The organism is Sulfurimonas paralvinellae, assembly GCF_014905135.1.
Lineage (GTDB): Bacteria > Campylobacterota > Campylobacteria > Campylobacterales > Sulfurimonadaceae > Sulfurimonas > Sulfurimonas paralvinellae.
Genome location: NZ_CP041406.1, coordinates 1578415 through 1594383 on the forward strand (window position 1 = coordinate 1578415; position 15969 = coordinate 1594383).

The 15969-nt window shown below is 39.4% G+C and carries 22 protein-coding genes; 14 read left to right on the forward strand and 8 right to left on the reverse strand.

The annotated features are described in order from the left end of the window. The first annotated feature begins 187 nt into the window (after positions 1 to 187). From FM071_RS08115 to FM071_RS08145, 7 genes are all read left to right on the forward strand, one after another. A complete protein-coding gene (locus FM071_RS08115; RefSeq protein ID WP_193110505.1) occupies positions 188 to 427 on the forward strand; it encodes a helix-turn-helix domain-containing protein in 240 nt (79 codons plus the stop codon). A 2-nt stretch (positions 428 to 429) separates the two neighbouring features. Then, entirely contained in the window at positions 430 to 660 is a 231-nt protein-coding gene (locus tag FM071_RS08120) for a hypothetical protein (RefSeq protein WP_193110506.1), read from the forward strand. Between the two features lie 61 nt (positions 661 to 721). Next, positions 722 to 1006 carry an HU family DNA-binding protein gene (locus tag FM071_RS08125; RefSeq protein ID WP_193110507.1) on the forward strand — a complete coding sequence of 95 codons (285 nt, stop codon included), beginning with the start codon at positions 722 to 724 and terminating at the stop codon, positions 1004 to 1006. Between the two features lie 44 nt (positions 1007 to 1050). Then, positions 1051 to 2559: a hypothetical protein gene (locus tag FM071_RS08130; protein ID WP_193110508.1), complete on the forward strand. Its 1509-nt coding sequence runs from the start codon at positions 1051 to 1053 to the stop codon at positions 2557 to 2559. Beyond that, complete coding sequence (gene msrB / locus FM071_RS08135) at positions 2540 to 2926, forward strand: peptide-methionine (R)-S-oxide reductase MsrB (protein ID WP_193110509.1); 387 nt, start codon at positions 2540 to 2542, stop codon at positions 2924 to 2926. The genes FM071_RS08130 and msrB overlap by 20 nt, the downstream gene beginning before the upstream one ends. 5 nt (positions 2927 to 2931) lie before the next feature. Continuing rightward, positions 2932 to 3480 carry a peptidylprolyl isomerase gene (locus tag FM071_RS08140; RefSeq protein WP_193110510.1) on the forward strand — a complete coding sequence of 183 codons (549 nt, stop codon included), beginning with the start codon at positions 2932 to 2934 and terminating at the stop codon, positions 3478 to 3480. 37 nt (positions 3481 to 3517) lie between these two features. Beyond that, positions 3518 to 5161 carry an inorganic phosphate transporter gene (locus tag FM071_RS08145; protein WP_193110511.1) on the forward strand — a complete coding sequence of 548 codons (1644 nt, stop codon included), beginning with the start codon at positions 3518 to 3520 and terminating at the stop codon, positions 5159 to 5161. On the opposite strand, the gene folP is transcribed toward FM071_RS08145, so the two are convergent. From folP to FM071_RS08170, 5 genes are read right to left on the reverse strand one after another with little or no spacing between them, the layout of a single operon-like run. After that, on the reverse strand, positions 5158 to 6300 hold the full coding sequence (folP, locus tag FM071_RS08150) for a dihydropteroate synthase (protein ID WP_193110512.1): 1143 nt from the start codon (positions 6298 to 6300) through the stop codon (positions 5158 to 5160). The genes FM071_RS08145 and folP overlap by 4 nt on opposite strands. Beyond that, a complete protein-coding gene (locus FM071_RS08155; RefSeq protein WP_193110513.1) occupies positions 6297 to 6917 on the reverse strand; it encodes a DNA polymerase III subunit delta' in 621 nt (206 codons plus the stop codon). The genes folP and FM071_RS08155 overlap by 4 nt, the downstream gene beginning before the upstream one ends. Beyond that, positions 6904 to 7455, reverse strand: a complete 552-nt coding sequence (locus tag FM071_RS08160) for a HobA family DNA replication regulator (protein WP_193110514.1) — start codon at positions 7453 to 7455, stop codon at positions 6904 to 6906. Before FM071_RS08160 ends, FM071_RS08155 begins: the two co-directional genes overlap by 14 nt. 3 nt (positions 7456 to 7458) lie before the next feature. Beyond that, a complete protein-coding gene (locus tag FM071_RS08165; RefSeq protein WP_193110515.1) occupies positions 7459 to 8670 on the reverse strand; it encodes an aspartate kinase in 1212 nt (403 codons plus the stop codon). Beyond that, complete coding sequence (locus FM071_RS08170) at positions 8671 to 9141, reverse strand: RNA pyrophosphohydrolase (protein ID WP_193110516.1); 471 nt, start codon at positions 9139 to 9141, stop codon at positions 8671 to 8673. Between the two features lie 76 nt (positions 9142 to 9217). Between FM071_RS08170 and hemW the strand changes: the two genes are divergently transcribed. The 4 genes from hemW to queA are packed head-to-tail and all read left to right on the forward strand — an operon-like array spanning position 9218 to position 12636. Continuing rightward, positions 9218 to 10273 (forward strand): radical SAM family heme chaperone HemW, encoded by a 1056-nt coding sequence (gene hemW / locus FM071_RS08175; protein WP_193110517.1) that lies wholly within the window; start codon positions 9218 to 9220, stop codon positions 10271 to 10273. Positions 10274 to 10333: 60 nt separating this feature from the next. Next, positions 10334 to 10771 carry a Sec-independent protein translocase protein TatB gene (gene tatB, locus FM071_RS08180; RefSeq protein WP_193110518.1) on the forward strand — a complete coding sequence of 146 codons (438 nt, stop codon included), beginning with the start codon at positions 10334 to 10336 and terminating at the stop codon, positions 10769 to 10771. Next, positions 10764 to 11600, forward strand: a complete 837-nt coding sequence (gene tatC / locus FM071_RS08185; RefSeq protein WP_193110519.1) for a twin-arginine translocase subunit TatC — start codon at positions 10764 to 10766, stop codon at positions 11598 to 11600. Before tatB ends, tatC begins: the two co-directional genes overlap by 8 nt. Next, the gene (gene queA, locus FM071_RS08190; protein WP_226960525.1) at positions 11566 to 12636 is read left to right on the forward strand and encodes a tRNA preQ1(34) S-adenosylmethionine ribosyltransferase-isomerase QueA; all 1071 of its coding nucleotides are present in this window, start codon (positions 11566 to 11568) and stop codon (positions 12634 to 12636) included. Before tatC ends, queA begins: the two co-directional genes overlap by 35 nt. Here the strand turns inward: queA and FM071_RS10860 are convergent. From FM071_RS10860 to FM071_RS08200, 3 genes are read right to left on the reverse strand one after another with little or no spacing between them, the layout of a single operon-like run. Further along, positions 12620 to 12781 (reverse strand): hypothetical protein, encoded by a 162-nt coding sequence (locus tag FM071_RS10860; RefSeq protein WP_347402244.1) that lies wholly within the window; start codon positions 12779 to 12781, stop codon positions 12620 to 12622. The genes queA and FM071_RS10860 overlap by 17 nt on opposite strands. Before the next feature lie 14 nt (positions 12782 to 12795). Beyond that, a complete protein-coding gene (locus FM071_RS08195; protein ID WP_347402245.1) occupies positions 12796 to 13398 on the reverse strand; it encodes a DNA-processing protein DprA in 603 nt (200 codons plus the stop codon). A 9-nt stretch (positions 13399 to 13407) separates the two neighbouring features. Next, complete coding sequence (locus FM071_RS08200) at positions 13408 to 14397, reverse strand: divergent polysaccharide deacetylase family protein (protein ID WP_193110520.1); 990 nt, start codon at positions 14395 to 14397, stop codon at positions 13408 to 13410. A gap of 231 nt (positions 14398 to 14628) precedes the next feature. On the opposite strand from FM071_RS08200, the gene rpsF reads away from it, so the two are divergent. The 3 genes from rpsF to rpsR are packed head-to-tail and all read left to right on the forward strand — an operon-like array spanning position 14629 to position 15945. Next, complete coding sequence (gene rpsF / locus FM071_RS08205; RefSeq protein ID WP_193110521.1) at positions 14629 to 15051, forward strand: 30S ribosomal protein S6; 423 nt, start codon at positions 14629 to 14631, stop codon at positions 15049 to 15051. Between the two features lie 30 nt (positions 15052 to 15081). Next, entirely contained in the window at positions 15082 to 15654 is a 573-nt protein-coding gene (locus tag FM071_RS08210; RefSeq protein WP_193110522.1) for a single-stranded DNA-binding protein, read from the forward strand. Positions 15655 to 15681: 27 nt separating this feature from the next. After that, positions 15682 to 15945, forward strand: a complete 264-nt coding sequence (gene rpsR, locus FM071_RS08215) for a 30S ribosomal protein S18 (RefSeq protein WP_193110523.1) — start codon at positions 15682 to 15684, stop codon at positions 15943 to 15945. The last annotated feature ends 24 nt before the right edge of the window (positions 15946 to 15969 follow it).

Genomic DNA, 15969 nt, shown 5'->3' on the forward strand with positions numbered 1-15969 from the left:
TAACTACAAATAGTCTTTCAAACTTTATTAAAAATTATACGTTATTTCGTGTATAATATTCGTAATAACATATCTATTATTGTATTTATCGAATATAATATTCTATTTTCATACAATTAAATACATTATTTGATATATTTTTAATAATAAAATGTATATTTAAGTATTAAAACCGTATACTTTTCGAATGCAAATTGATGATCTGTTTAATATCCTTCATAACTCTATAGAGTCTCAAAACAACGGCAAGAAGATATCCCTTAAAGATATGGCCAATGAACTGGGAATCTCTATGCGTACATACCAAGACTGGAAACTCGGCCGTGCCAAACCACAGGCAGCCGCTGTTGTGATGAAGATGCTTGGAAAGTTGGATGATGATGAGATCATCAGAGCCGTTCGAAAAATAAACAAACTAGAGGAGTAGTAATGGGTGCGCTTACAAAGAATGAAAGAGATGGTTTGGAAGATGTATTTTTATCTATCCACAGTGTCAGCAGATATGAAAAACTCAAAGATTTATCATCATTAGTTATTTCTAAGCCAAGAACACTCAACTTCAAAAAACTCGTAAAACAGGCTAAACATGGACTAAAAGAAACAAAAATATCACATTTTTTACTCAAAATTGCCAAAAAGAAGAAAAATTTAAGCAAATAAACTATAAAGTATCTCTAGCTGAATTATTTAATTCGGAAAATTTTAATCCAAGGGTAAATTTATGAATAAAGCGCAATTCGTTGAGTTAGTACAAGAGAAAGGTGGTTACAAAACTAAAGTTGAAGCTGAATCTGCAATCAAAGCATTCACTGAAGCTGTAGTTGAAGCACTTGTAAAGGGTGAAGATGTTTCTTTAGTTGGCTTTGGTAGCTTCGCTGCTGCATTACAAAAAGGTAAAAGTGGTAAAGTTCCTGGTACTGACAAAACATACACTACTCAAGATAAAATGGTTCCTAAATTTAAAGCTGGTAAAGGTCTTAAAGACCGCGTTGCAGCTGGTAAATAATTGTTAAAATACCGTTATTTTCATAACGGTATTTTATCTCTATGATGAAATTATCATTCCTTCCTTCATTTTTTAAAACAAAAGATGAAACACTCATTGTCCCCGACTCTTTGTTGCTAAAAAAGATCAAATCACTCTCAGATAACAGTGATCTTATCGTTTTTTCAAATAAAGAAATTTTTCACCATAAAACTGCTTATTTAATTCCACTGATGATATATGACAAACTTCGCGATATCTATATCTTTGAAAGAAAAGAGTGGTCCTATGATGACTTAAAAAATGCAACTGCAAGTAAAGCAGAAGGTGTAGAGAATTCAAAGAATACGCTTGCTTTTGATAAAACACATGCAATTATCAAGCAAAAATTCAATGAGCTGCTTCACAATGACGGCGTCGACATTTTCAACTATCTGTTAATGGAAAATTTAAGTTCTGATGAGTATGAGCACTTAAATGATTCATTACAGGAAATTCTGCCAAAAGAGAAGATTATATTCAGTGATTCTGATACATCCGAGATCTTTAAAAAACTGCAAAATGCTGCAGATGAAAATCATTCTCTTCCTTCTGCCGACACTGTCTTAGGAACACTTTTTATACAGTATGCCATTGCACAAAACAGTAATGAAGTTCATCTTTGCAATAATGAGCAGATTAATTTTATAGATACAGATATAAAAGGAGTTCAAAATCTATGTGCTCCTGCGAGAAGCGGAAAAAGCTATGCGCTTCTGCTCAAATCGATAAAAGAGCTTTTTCAGCACAAAAGAGAGAAGATTATCCTTATAAAACCGACGACGCTCTCAAAAGATATTTTACACCAACGCTTTTTAGAACTGATCGAACACGCCATCATAGATATAGATCTCATGGCATTTGAGATTTTAACACCATTGGAACTCATCAACAGACATTTAGCCAAACTGAAAATGCCTCTGCTTGATGAAACACTTATCATAGATACAAAATTAATGCAAAAGAGCTTCGATGCCGCAGATATTATTCTCTGCGATGATGCAAATATGATACCTGCACAATTTCTCTCTTATCTTAAACATATACAAAAAAAAGGTGACTTGCTTTTCGTAAATAATATTGACCTGGAATCAACTTTCACTTTTACAAAAAGCTATCTTCCCCAAACAAGAGAAGTCCTGTTTCATCAAACGAATCCTCTTGCAAAAGCGCTCCATCTTGTTTCATCCTTATTACAGACTGCGGAGGCAAACGAAATTATCATAGTCAGCAGTAACAACAACAGAAAAAAGCTTCAAGATGACCTTGCTTTTTTCATAGAAGATAAAACAATAACAATCGATGCTTCAAAACATCTCTTGGAACAGGAATTGAACTCTCTTTTACTGACAACATATGATGATATCTTTGACTTGCATGCAAAACACATCATTTTAATGGATCTTTGTGATGAAGATAAAGAAAAAATCAAATATGCCTGCACCCTGGCAGAGGAAACTCTTCACATTCTCTATGAAGAGAGTTGTGAAACCATAGAAGGACTCAAGGAACAGTATGAAAGTAACGAAAACTGAACAGGAGTGGAGAGAACAACTCTCTCCAGAAGCCTTTGCCGTTTGCAGACAACATGGGACAGAAGCTCCCTTTTCTGGAAAATATTATGATAACAAAGATGCCGGTATTTACAAATGTGTCTGTTGTGGTGCACCTCTTTTTGAATCAAGTACAAAATTTGATTCGGGCACAGGTTGGCCAAGCTACTATGAAGCGATTGAAGATGCCGTTAGAGAAGTCAAAGATATGAGCCATGGTATGATTAGAGTTGAAGTTCGTTGCAGTAACTGTGATGCTCATTTAGGTCACGTCTTTCCAGACGGACCGGAACCAACAGGTATGCGCTACTGCATCAATTCTGTCTGTTTAGACTTTCAAAAGGAATAATAACAATGTTACAAAAATTATTTTTTACTTTTCTGTTACTACTCAATGTCAATCTCTTTGCCAAAACGAATCCTCACGTTATACTTGAAACAACACAGGGAAAGATAGAGCTGGAACTTTTTTCCGATACTGCACCTCTGGCAGTTGAGAATTTTATAACACATGTAAAAGAAGGTTACTACAATGGTATTGCATTTCACAGAATTATCCACAACTTTATGATCCAAGGCGGCGATCCGACAGAAACAGGACGTGGCGGTGAGAGCATCTGGCACAAAGAGTTTAAAGATGAATTTGCTCCAAATCTTGTTTTTGACAAAGCAGGCATACTTGCTATGGCAAATCGTGGACCAAATACCAACGGCAGCCAATTTTTCATCACAACCGCTCCTGCACCCTGGCTCAACGGAGGCTATACCATATTTGGAAAAGTAGTGGACAATGCTTCGATGAAAACAGTGATGAAGCTCAACAATGTGGCGACAACGGGACGTTCAGGCGGCGACAGACCGTTAGAGAGACAAGAGATTATAAAAGCATATATCAAGCAATAAAAGCTTATAATTTCATCATCCTATCTATGGAGTAACAATGGAAATTGAAACGATAAGCAAGCTTGAAAAAGAAGCACTCAAAAAAAGCGGAACTGACTTTACACGGATAGGGCTTGCTCTATTTTTCATGATAGGCGTTCTTACCTATACCTTTTTAAGCAGCGGCGGCATATCTGACAATATGTTTTTAGCCGTTGCCGCTTTCATTGGTGCTTATATGGCAATGAACATCGGTGCAAATGATGTAGCCAACAATGTCGGCCCTGCTGTTGGCAGCCGTGCAATGACCATGACAATGGCAATCATCATAGCAGCTGTTTTTGAAGCTGGTGGAGCACTCATTGCCGGTGGCGAGGTCGTCAAGACAATCAAAAAAGGCATTATTGACATTGCAGCCTTTGGCGGCAATCCCGACCCTTTTATATGGGCTATGATGGCGGCCCTCCTCGCTGCTGCACTCTGGCTGAATTTCGCAACAGCCATGAAAGCACCTGTATCAACGACACACTCTATTGTCGGTGGTGTGATGGGTGCCGGAATTGCAGCTGCAGGTTTTAGCATCGTTTCCTGGTCAACAATGGCAAAAATTGTCGCTTCATGGATTATCTCACCTCTTTTAGGTGGTCTTATTGCCGCTGCTTTTCTTTTTGCCATTAAAAAAAGTATTGTTTTTAAAGAAAATAAAGTAGAAGCCGCAAAAGAGTATGTTCCTATTTTTGTTGCTTTGATGTCCTGGGCTTTTATAACTTACCTTGTAATCAAGGGTCTTAAAAAGATATGGCCGCAGATCATTGAAATTGTAAACACCATTCCTCTTATCTCTCTTGAAATAACTAAAAAACCTTCCTTTGTAACAGCGCTAATTATCGGTGCTGTTATCGGTGTAGTCATCTACTTTATTCTCAAAAGAAAATTATCATCCCATAAGGGGTTGGAGAATTCAAAAGAGTCAGTAAATACACTCTTTACCATCCCTCTCATCTTTGCAGCAGCACTTTTAAGTTTTGCTCACGGTGCCAATGATGTTGCCAATGCCATCGGTCCACTCGCTGCAATCAATGATGCTGTTGTCAATGGCGGTATCTCTTCAAAAGCAAGTATCCCGCTGTGGGTTATGGGCGTGGGTGCTTTTGGTATAGCACTTGGTCTGGCTCTCTATGGTCCAAAGCTAATCCGAACGGTTGGTTCCGAGATCACTGAACTCGATCAGATTCGTGCTTTTTCCATCGCTATGGCAGCATCTATCACTGTTATTATCGCTTCACAACTTGGTCTGCCTGTCAGTTCTACACATATCGCAATCGGTGGTGTTTTTGGAGTCGGATTCTTGCGTGAATGGCTGCAGCTAACAGAAACAACCACCACGATCGAAGAAGACAGAGAACTTATTGAAGATGAGAAGAACATCCTCAACAGCTATAAAGATGAACTCAAATCATTAAAATACAAAACAGATAAAGAAGAAGCCGAGTATAAAAGAATTGTAGAACTTTACACGCTCATAGAAAAAGAGGAAAAACTTATAAAGTCTGCTAAAAAGCATATAAAAAGAGTGAAAAAAGTAGAGTATGTCAAGCGTGATGCTGTCAAAAAAATCATCGCTGCATGGATCATTACCGTTCCGGCTGCTGCCATTCTCTCCGGACTTCTATTTTTTACTATCCGAGGAATAATGCTTTAGAGTTTTAAAAGAGTCTCTTGTACTCTTAAAGCCTGTGCATGTTCATAGACATCATGCACACGTAAAATAGAAGCACCATTTCTAAAAGCTTCAAGATGCAGAGCCAGCGTGCCGGCTAATCTCTTCTCGACCGGTGAAGGAAATATCTTATCAATCATTGACTTGCGTGAGGCACCAAATAAAATCGGCTTTTGCAATGAGAGAAAATGTTCCAGGTTTTTCAGCAGCATCAAATTATCTTCAAGCCTTTTTCCAAAACCTATGCCGACATCAAGTACAATATCTTCGATACCAAATGATTCCGCTTTTGCTATGCGCGTTTGAAAAAAACTGTAAACCTCATCCAATACATCCTCGTAGTAAGGATCGTTCTGCATCATCTGCGGCGTTCCCTGCATATGCATAATAACAACTTGGGCTTTATACTTTGCCACTACTTCACAAACTGCATCGTTTTGTAAGCCTGTTATGTCGTTAACGATGCGAAAACCATGTTGCAGAGCATACTCAATAACTGCAGGCTCATACGAATCTATACTGAAATCCACACATTCATAGAGCTTTTTCTCTGCAATCAGATCACAGACAGGACGAACCCTTTTGAGCTCTTCCTCTACTGAAACGACAGGAGCATTGGGACGAGAGGAGACGCCTCCGATGTCAATGATGTCAGCACCCTCTTCTATCATAGCTTCTATTTTCTTGATAGCATCACTGCTTTGAAACCTGCTGCTGCTAAAAAAGCTGTCATCATTGGCATTGATAACACCCATAATTTTGGCCGTGTGAGGCTTTTGTATCTGTGTATAGATTTTGAGCTGTTTTGCCAGATCTTTAAGGCCAAATGGCTGAGCGAGTTCTTTGCGTGAGAGAACTTCAAGCTCTTTTGTCGTTGCAATCAAAAGGCAGTCCACTCTTTGTGTTTTTGCTACAACCGTTCCCCGTGGTACTGCCAGATCTGCACCGACAGAAAGGGCATCCTGTTTTAAAATATTCGCAGCGCCGACATGCAGATCCTTAATAGCTATCAAGTGCACTTTTGCTTTTGCGCTCAATATGCTTACACCGCCGTTGTCCACATCAAGCTTTTTAAGATACTGCTTTATATCTATCTCTGAAGAGAGCTTCTCTACAATCATCCTCTCTCTCCCGTAAAACTCATCAGTAGCATTGCAAAGACTGACTGTGCCCGGGCATTGAGATCAAGCAGTCTGTAAGCTTTATCGAAATTATCCAGTTGTCTCTCGCTCAAGATCAGTTTATCAACTACTGTTGCTCTATAGTAAAGGGCTTCAACAAGCCCTTTTGCTTCATTCTTTGACACACGGGCATTTGCCTTTAAAAAATCAAATATCTCTTTATAATCAATCTTTGCAAGATGAATATCTAAAACTTCTTTTTGGTGTGTCTGCTCGACTTTTAGTATAGGCAGTCTTGATCGTACCGTTGGGAGAAGATTGGATTTTGTTGGAGAGATGATGATAAATTCTATATTTTTTGGTGGTTCTTCGAGAAGTTTGAGCAGAGAGTTTTGCGCTACTGTCGTAAATTCCACTGCCGCTATGATGATGTACTTTGTTTCAGATTCACTGATGTACGCTTCGGCAGTGACAAGTTTGGCATGTTCAATCTTAAAATTCTCTTCGAAAAAAGAGACGACACGCAATGGTTTTAACGTACTCTCCAGCCGTTCAATCTCCTGCTCTATCTCTGATGCAATGAGGATATGTCCTTTGAGTTTATCAGGAGCCTGCATCGACCTCTCCAAACATCGTTGCACTTAACGAAGCATCAAAAAGACGGTAGAGCTGTAGAAGTTTGATGTCTAAAACAGGATCATAAGATTTCAGCGTAAAAGCATTGTTGAAATCTTCATCAAAGATCCAAAAATAACTCTCATCTTTTCTTTTGGCGATATCACTGCGTTTATCATCACCTTTACCGATATACCAAAAGAAATAATCATCTTTATAAGAAAGCGATATCATATCATCGAGCATATCTATCATCTCACCGCCACTGAGACTGTTATAGTGCGGATAGACACTGTCTATACTGATAATAGGAATAAGAGGACGATCCAAAGAGATGGAATTTATAGAGCTGATTATATACTGTTCCAGCCATTTTCTCTTCTCATCCGTGATCAGGATGACTGTTTTGCCGTTTAAAATCTGTTCAAGTGCAAAGGCTGTCGTTTTGGACCACTCAAAGCGGTACTCTTCAAGCCATGAAAGGCTTCCGCCCTCTTCACGAATAGCATCCAGACTCCATTGGGCAAAATCGAGTACCATAACTTACTTATCTAACTCGTATGCATTATGCAGGCTGCGTACTGCAAGCTCTGCATACTTTTCATCAATGACCATTGAGACTTTTATCTCAGAAGTTGAGATCATATTTATATTGATATTCTCTTTTGCCATTGTTGAAAAAGCGAGTGCCGCAACACCTGCGTGAGACTTCATACCGACACCCACGACAGAGACCTTACAGATATCTTCATTATATGAATCATCTTTTACTTCTCCGTTTTTAACGAATGTATCGACAACCATTTTAGCATCATGCAAATCACCGACAGGAACAGTAAAGTCAATGTTTGTTGTATCATCTACCGCCTTGTTTTGAATGATCATGTCAACATTGACCTCAGCATCAGCCAATGCATTGAAAATATCAGAAGCAATTCCCGGTCTGTCTTTGACACCCATTAAAGAGATGCGAGCCTGGTTTCTATCGAGTGCGATTCCGCTGACAAGTGGTTTTTCCATAATGTTTTCTTCCTTTGTGATTAATGTTCCCTCTTCATCGCTGAAGCTGCTTCGTGTTACTAAGTTTACATTGAGTTTTTTTGCAAGTTCTACCGAACGGTTCTGCAGTACTTTTGCACCGAGACTTGCGAGTTCCAGCATCTCATCATACGAGATGCGCTCAAGCTTCTTTGCTTTTGGTTCTATGCGCGGATCTGTTGTAAAGATTCCCGTCACATCGGTATATATCTCACACAGATCAGCCTTTAGTGCACCGGCAATTGCAACAGCTGAGAGATCACTCCCGCCACGGCCGAGTGTAGTAACATCACCATTGGTATTTACACCTTGAAAACCTGCGACAACTATGATCTTGCCTTTATCAAGCGCACTTTTCATTGTTTTTGGATTGATCTCCTCGATACGTGCTTTTGTATGGTGCTTGTCTGTTACAATACCTGCTTTTCTTCCCGTCATCGCTTCAGCATCAAAACCCATCTCCTGAAGTGCGATGGAGAGTAAAGCAGCCGTTACGCGCTCTCCTGAGCTCAGCAGCATATCCATCTCAGCACGTGCAGGATTGTCGGAAAAATGCTCCGCATACCCTACAAGCTTATTTGTCTCACCGCTCATGGCCGATACGACAACCACAACATCATTGCCTGCTTTTTTTGTCTCTGCCACACGATTGGCTACGTTTTGAATGCGTTCCAGGTCACCGACACTTGTCCCGCCGAATTTTTGAACAATCAACATCTACAGTAATCCCTCTTTTTTGAAATAATTTATCACCGTCTCATACACGGGCTTCTTAAAATGTGCCGTAAAATCAAGAACCTTATCAACATCTACAAACTTATAATTTATAAACTCCGGATGTTTCGTAGCGAGATTTATCTTTGCATCTTTACCAAGTTTCAGTAAAAAGTAACGCTGTGTCTGCCCTTTGTACGGTTTCATTTTTTTCGCTATCTTGTCCGGAAAATCATAACTGATCCACTCCGGATACTCAGCCACAATCTCAGCCGCATCCGTACCTATCTCCTCTTCCATCTCACGAAAAAGAGCCTCTTTAACCTCTTCACCTTTATCAATTCCACCCTGCGGAAACTGCCAGATGTCAGTTAAATCGTTACGCTGTGCGATAAATATCTCTTTTTTATCCGGATAGTTCTCCGATAAAATTATCATCGCAACATTAGGACGATATTTGTCATTTTTACTCATACCAACACCTATTTTAAATTACCGCGATTATACAAAAGATGCGATTAAAGTAAGTTTATCTTGTTATAATTTTGCCATGCTTTTATATATTCATATTCCATTTTGTGACTCCAAATGCTCCTACTGTGCTTTTAATTCCTATGTAGATAAATTTCATCTCAAATCCAGCTATATGCAGGCCCTTTATAAACAGCTCTCTTTTGAACTTGATCGCTTTGAAGCAACAGACAATTCCATCGAGACGGTTTTTATAGGAGGCGGAACACCTTCTACCGTTTCACCCAAACTCTATGAACCTATCTTTGATCTTATCAGACCTTATCTCACGCAAGATGCAGAGATAACAAGCGAGGCAAATCCAAACAGCGCAACACGGGAGTGGCAACAGGGAATGAAAGATCTCGGAGTCAACCGTCTCAGCTTTGGCGTGCAGAGTTTTAATGCAGCAAAACTCAAACTACTCAATCGTGCGCACACACCGCAAATGGCAAAAGAGGCAATCACTCACGCAAGGGAGATCGGTTTTGAAAATATCTCCCTTGATCTTATCTATGCAACACTCGGCGACACAAAAGAGCTGCTTGAAAATGATCTGCGTGAGGCCTTTTCACTCCCTATAAACCATCTCAGCGCTTATGCGCTTACTATTGAAGAAGGAACTGCTTTTGAGACAAAACCGCAAATGGCAAAAGAGCACTTGGATCTGACACAATGGATATTTCAAAACATCCAAGAACATAGATTTGAGCAGTATGAGATCAGTAATTTCGGTTCGTACCGTTCCAAACACAATCTTGGATATTGGAAATATAAAGATTATATTGGTGCCGGTGCCGGTGCCGTAGGCAAAAAAGATAACGAACGGTTCTATCCCTCTTGTGATATTGAATGCTACATCAACAATCCAATAAAGATGCGCGTTGAAACGCTCAGTGAAGAGGATGCAAGACTTGAAAAGATATTTTTAGGTTTTCGCTCCTGTATCGGTGTTTCAAAAGAGGTTTTAAGTGATGAAGAAAAAGTTAGAGCCTCTGTTTTGATTGATGAGAAGAAACTGCTCCTGCGTGAGGGAGTTTTATACAATCCAGACTATCTTTTAGCAGATGAACTTGCCCTCTTTTTAACCTCTTGAAGATTATTTAATCATTCTTTGGATAAAATTCAGAACTAAAAACCAATATGAAGGCTAATTATGTTTGGAATGGGGTTTACTGAGATACTTCTCATCGCCGTTATTGCAATTCTTTTTTTAGGTCCAGACAAACTGCCAAGTACAATGATAGAAATTGCTAAATTTTTCAGAAGTGTTAAAAGCACCATTGGCTCGGTCAAAGACTCACTAGAAGAAGAGATGAATGTTACAGGTATCAAACAAGAAGCGTTGGCATATAAAGAAGAGCTTTTAAAAGCAAGTGAAAGTGTCCATAAAGCGACAAATGTCCATGCAAATCTTGGGGCTGAGATTGACAATATTCTCAATGATGACGAACCGACAGCAGAAGTTGCCGCTCCACAAGCTAAAAAAACACCAAAAGAGCCTCAGGAAGTAACTTTTAAAAAAAAGAAAAAGAAAAAAAGTAAGCCTTCAGAAGAAAAATTAGAAGATAAAGAAGAAAATACAGATGTTTGATGAATTACGACCGCACTTAGTAGAACTCAGAAAAAGGCTTGCCATCTCTGCTGCAAGTCTCATTGTAATGTTTTTTGCAATGTTTTATTTTCATGAACCGCTTTTAAACTGGATGGTAGCACCACTCAATGATGCACTTGTTGAAGTCGGTAAGGTCTCTGTCAATGCAGCTAACGGAATGGTTACGACTTCTCAGGTCGGTGGCGCTTTTTTTGTTGCACTAAAAGTCTCTTTCTTTGCGGCAATCGTCGCGGCACTGCCTATCATCCTTTCTCAAATCTGGCTTTTTATAGCACCGGGACTTTATGCACATGAGAAGAAGATGCTCATTCCTTTCATCATCGGTGGAACGACTATGTTCATCGTTGGTGTCCTTTTTGCCTACTACATTGTAACGCCATTCGGATTTGATTTTCTCATCACATTCGGTTCTTTTAAATTCACACCGCTCATCAATATCGAAGATTATGTCGGATTTTTTACAAAGATTATGTTTGGTTTCGGACTGGCTTTTGAGCTGCCGATATTCGCTTACTTCTTAGCACTTCTCGGACTCGTTGATGACAGACAGATGACAGCATTTTTTAAATACGCCATCGTCATTATTTTTATTGTCGCAGCACTGCTCACACCTCCTGATGTCCTCACGCAGCTGCTAATGGCAGGACCGTTGATCATTCTTTACGGAATTTCTATCATCATTGTAAAACTGGTCAATCCGGCAAAACCGGAAGAAGATGACGAAGATGAAGATATAGATGATGAACAAGAGAGTGAAGAAATCACGGCGACAATTGCTGAAGAATCACAAGAGCCAAAACAAGATTAAAGACGTGTCCATAGACAAAGAACTCCTCACGCAGAGCTATGATTTCATCCTTCCGGATGAACTCATAGCCACACATCCTGCACATCCTCGTGACCATGCTAAACTATTAGTCTATAATAGAGCTTCAAACTCCATCACACACACTTACTTTTATGAGCTTGAAAAATATCTTCCAAAAGAGTGTGCACTTATCTTTAATGATACCAAGGTTATCAAAGCGAGACTTTTTGGGCACAAAACAAGCGGTGGGAAAGTAGAACTGCTCATTAACAGAGCACTCAATGCACATGATGTCAATGTCTATATCCGGGGAAAAGTAAAAGAAGGGACAAAACTGCACTTCGGTGAAGCTCTTGATGCAGAGGTAAAGGAGCTGCGTGAGGATGGCAGCCGTATTGTTAACTTTTATAGAAACGGCACACTGTTACGCTTTGAAGAGATTCTGCCTGTCATCGATAAAATAGGCCATATTCCACTGCCTCCTTACATAAACAGAGAAGACAATGAAGAAGATGCAAATGAGTACCAGAGTGTTTTTGCCAATGAAGAAGGTGCCGTAGCCGCACCGACAGCCTCACTGCACTTCACGCAGGAGCAACACGAGCGAATATGCAAAAACTTCAGACACGCCTATGTTACCTTGCATGTCGGCAGCGGAACATTCAAACCTGTTGAAGCCGAAGTAATAACAGAACATCCCATGCACGCAGAATATTATGCCATTTCTGATGAAGCCAAAGAGCTGCTTGACTCTACTGTGCCAATTCTCTGCGTGGGAACGACATCAACGCGTACTGTAGAATTCTATGAAAAGCATGGCAAGGTACAAGCGGGAGAAGCCAACCTCTTTTTACATCCAAAGAACAGACCTAGCCGTGTCAATCATCTGCTTACAAATTTCCACCTGCCAAAATCAACACTTTTAATGCTCGTAGCATCTTTTGTAGGACTGCAAAAAACAAAAGAGCTTTATGAGGAAGCTATAAAAGAGAAGTATCGTTTCTACTCTTACGGCGACGTTATGTTGATACTGTAACCCTTCCATTTTTAACAACTATCTCACCGCTGAGTTCAGCTTCAAAAACTCTATTTGAAAACTTTTTCAATGCTTCTTCATAGCTTGGATTTTTTGCACAAAAAGATAAAAAATCATCACTCTCTTGCTTTGCTTCTTGACTCACGCAGGTAAATTTATCTATAAAGCTTCAAGATTATAGATTGCTTCTGCCTTGCCCTCTTCAAGCAAAAGATTAGTACCTTGACTCTCAGATATTCTATGCGGCAGAACATAGATTTTTTTGCCCATTTTCATAGCATACTCCACACTGCGCATCGTTCCTGAGTCAATATCCGCATAGGTAACAACCAACACATCGCCAAGAGCTACGACCACTTCATTTCTCAAGACGAAATTATATCTGTTCGAGGGTGTTTTTGAAGGAAACTGGCTCATAATCAAACCCTCTTTTTCAATATCACAGATAAGATTTCTATTGATGGCGGGATAACGCTTATCTAAACCGGTCGCAGCGACCATGATGGTATTTTTAGCCCCTGCCGCTTTATGTGCAATGGCATCGACACCGATAGCACCGCCACTCACAACCACAACTCCTTGCTTTGCAAGTTTTCCTGCCAAAAGATGTGTCATCTCACGCACATACTGATTTGGCTTGCGTGAGCCGACAATAGATACTTTTTTATTGTCTAAAAGATCAGTATTGCCGATACAGAAAAGTTCTTTGGGATATTTTTTCATAGATTCAAGTGCATCTATATGAAAATCTATCCTTTGCATCGTAAACTTCTAGTAGATCTTATTGACAAGTACGAGATCAACATCTTTGGCAAAAAGCTTTTTCGATTCATACAGTGCTTCAAGTGTATTTTTATGAGGATGTCCTATTGCAATGGCAGTTCCGTGTGCTTTTGCAACCGCTATAGCTTTTTTGATCTGTCCTAAAACATATGGTTTATCCATATGATGATCCAAAAAAACATCACGTGCAACATATTTCAAGCCAAAATTTTTCATAACTTTAGGAGCCTGTGTTTGTGCAGTCGTGCGTGAGTCAATAAAATGGATATGATATTTATTGAGTGCAAATATCAATCTGTTCATTGCAACTTCATTAGAAGTAAACTTACTTCCCGTATGGTTGTTAATGTAAGCAACCTTTGGAAAAAGTTTTTTGATATCGGCAACTCTTTGAAGTATCTCCTGCTGCGACTCTCTTACACGCAGTGTATACGGTTCTTCTTTACTGAAGTGCATCGCTTCCATCGGAAGGTGAACCATATAAAACTTCTCGTGAGCCGCCAATTTTGCCGAGTTTGGACGTGCTGCACGAGGAGGCAAAAAAGACATTGTCAATGGAATACCGACACTTTTAATAGCACGTACCTGAGAGGCCGTCTGTACATCATCGATGATAATCGCCAATTTTGGTTTTGCAGCATAGAGCTTTGGTTTTGTAAGCGGTACCTTTGGCGGATTTGCCAATGCTTCACTCTCTATCTCATGGGCAGCGGAGTTGTAGGTTTTTGACTCTTTTTTCAGCACCTCTTCAAGCTGTTTTTTTACATTTGTTTTTTTGGGTTGTGATTTTGAAGGGAGTTTACGGACTTTCTCTTTTGTTACAGTTTTTACCGTTTTTTCTTCGGCACTGCTGTACCCGAAATAATAACCGATAAGAATCGAACTGAGCACCAAAGCAACAAGGGCAAGTGCCCATGCTGTGTACATTAGTACTTTAGAACTACTTTGCTTTTTTTTACTTTTTTTTCTTTTTGCCATCTTGAAACTTTTTGTAAATTTGTGAAACTATATCCTAAATATATTAAATAAATAATTTCATGACACTATGTCATAAAAATTTATAACAATTTTTCATGTGCTTATTTTAAGATAATTTTAGTATAATTGCGCGTTCCTTTCTCTTTGTAATCTCACAATTGAGACTATATTTAGATCCGAAAGGGAAACATGAAGCCAGTCAATGGCAATACCAAGAGGAGATCATACTATATGAGAAACTACGAAAACCTAGTAATCGTAAAACCTACATTAACTGCTGAAGAGATTCAAGCAGCTATAAAAAATGTTGAAGATATTATAACTTCTAACGGTGGCGAAATCGCTGCTGAAGATGCAATGGGAATGAGAAAACTTGCATACCCAATTGATAAAAACGAACGTGGTTATTACCAAGTAATCTACTACTCAGTTGCACCTGCAGCTATTGCAGAGATCGAAAGACGTTTCCGTATCAACGAGGACCTTCTTCGTTTTGTAACTATTAAATATACTACAAATCGTGAAGTAACTGCATGGAACGGGCTTGTTGAAAAAGCGAAAAAAGCAGCAGCAGCTCCGGCAAAAGAAGAGACTCCTGCAGAGGAAGCTCCTAAAGCTGAAGAAGCTCCGGCAACTGAAGCAGCAGCTGAGTAATAGCAAACGCTATAAAAAGAAGGAAAACTTATGTTCAATAAAATAATTTTAGTTGGAAACCTAACGCGTGATATCGAACTCAGATATTCTCAAAGCGGCATGGGCATCGCAAAAAGTGCTATCGCTACAAGCCGTAAATTCACTAGCAATGGTGAGAAAAAAGAGGAAGTCTGTTTTGTAGACATCACTTTCTTCGGAAGAAGTGCCGAAGTTGCCAACCAATACCTTCGCAAAGGAAGTAAAATCCTTGTAGAGGGAAGATTAAACTTTGAACAATGGGTTGACCAAAATGGACAAAAAAGATCAAAACACTCTGTAATCGTTGAGACTATGCAGATGCTTGACTCACGCAGTGACTCTCAAGGCGGTGGATACAATGCACCGGCAAGTAACGGTGGAGCAGATTATGCAGCACCTGCACAAGGGCAACCGCAAAGCTATCAGGCACCACAGCAGCAACAAAGCTATGGACAACCGGCACAGCAGCAACAGCAACAACAAAGTTATCAACAGCCATCACCGGCACAGGAACAAAGCCGTACAATGCCAAGTCCTGCCGATGTTCCAGTAATTGATATTGATGAAGATGAAATTCCATTTTAGAAAATAAATAGATACAAAGGTAATAACATGTCAGAAAAAAGAAAATACAAAAAAAGATACTGTAAATATTGTGAAGCAAAAGTTGACTTCATGGATTATAAAGATGTAGCAAACCTACGTTTTTCACTTTCAGAGAGATATAAAATCATGCCACGTCGTTTAACAGGTAACTGTAAACGTCACCAAGACATGATCTCTACTGTTATCAAACGTGCACGTGCAGCGGCATTCGTTCCGTACACTGTAACACGTAAAAAAGTTGTAACAGCACCTTTTGAAAACCTAAAATAAGGTTTTACAGACTCCCTCTTTTGG

Coding starts and splice junctions, on each gene's coding strand:
- FM071_RS08115 (WP_193110505.1), top strand. CDS start 188: ATGCAAATTGATGATCTGTTTAATATCCTTCATAACTCTATAGAGTCT.
- FM071_RS08120 (WP_193110506.1), top strand. CDS start 430: ATGGGTGCGCTTACAAAGAATGAAAGAGATGGTTTGGAAGATGTATTT.
- FM071_RS08125 (WP_193110507.1), top strand. CDS start 722: ATGAATAAAGCGCAATTCGTTGAGTTAGTACAAGAGAAAGGTGGTTAC.
- FM071_RS08130 (WP_193110508.1), top strand. CDS start 1,051: ATGAAATTATCATTCCTTCCTTCATTTTTTAAAACAAAAGATGAAACA.
- msrB (WP_193110509.1), top strand. CDS start 2,540: ATGAAAGTAACGAAAACTGAACAGGAGTGGAGAGAACAACTCTCTCCA.
- FM071_RS08140 (WP_193110510.1), top strand. CDS start 2,932: ATGTTACAAAAATTATTTTTTACTTTTCTGTTACTACTCAATGTCAAT.
- FM071_RS08145 (WP_193110511.1), top strand. CDS start 3,518: ATGGAAATTGAAACGATAAGCAAGCTTGAAAAAGAAGCACTCAAAAAA.
- folP (WP_193110512.1), bottom strand. CDS start 6,300: ATGATTGTAGAGAAGCTCTCTTCAGAGATAGATATAAAGCAGTATCTT.
- FM071_RS08155 (WP_193110513.1), bottom strand. CDS start 6,917: ATGCAGGCTCCTGATAAACTCAAAGGACATATCCTCATTGCATCAGAG.
- FM071_RS08160 (WP_193110514.1), bottom strand. CDS start 7,455: ATGGTACTCGATTTTGCCCAATGGAGTCTGGATGCTATTCGTGAAGAG.
- FM071_RS08165 (WP_193110515.1), bottom strand. CDS start 8,670: ATGTTGATTGTTCAAAAATTCGGCGGGACAAGTGTCGGTGACCTGGAA.
- FM071_RS08170 (WP_193110516.1), bottom strand. CDS start 9,141: ATGAGTAAAAATGACAAATATCGTCCTAATGTTGCGATGATAATTTTA.
- hemW (WP_193110517.1), top strand. CDS start 9,218: ATGCTTTTATATATTCATATTCCATTTTGTGACTCCAAATGCTCCTAC.
- tatB (WP_193110518.1), top strand. CDS start 10,334: ATGTTTGGAATGGGGTTTACTGAGATACTTCTCATCGCCGTTATTGCA.
- tatC (WP_193110519.1), top strand. CDS start 10,764: ATGTTTGATGAATTACGACCGCACTTAGTAGAACTCAGAAAAAGGCTT.
- FM071_RS08195 (WP_347402245.1), bottom strand. CDS start 13,398: ATGCAAAGGATAGATTTTCATATAGATGCACTTGAATCTATGAAAAAA.
- FM071_RS08200 (WP_193110520.1), bottom strand. CDS start 14,397: ATGGCAAAAAGAAAAAAAAGTAAAAAAAAGCAAAGTAGTTCTAAAGTA.
- rpsF (WP_193110521.1), top strand. CDS start 14,629: ATGAGAAACTACGAAAACCTAGTAATCGTAAAACCTACATTAACTGCT.
- FM071_RS08210 (WP_193110522.1), top strand. CDS start 15,082: ATGTTCAATAAAATAATTTTAGTTGGAAACCTAACGCGTGATATCGAA.
- rpsR (WP_193110523.1), top strand. CDS start 15,682: ATGTCAGAAAAAAGAAAATACAAAAAAAGATACTGTAAATATTGTGAA.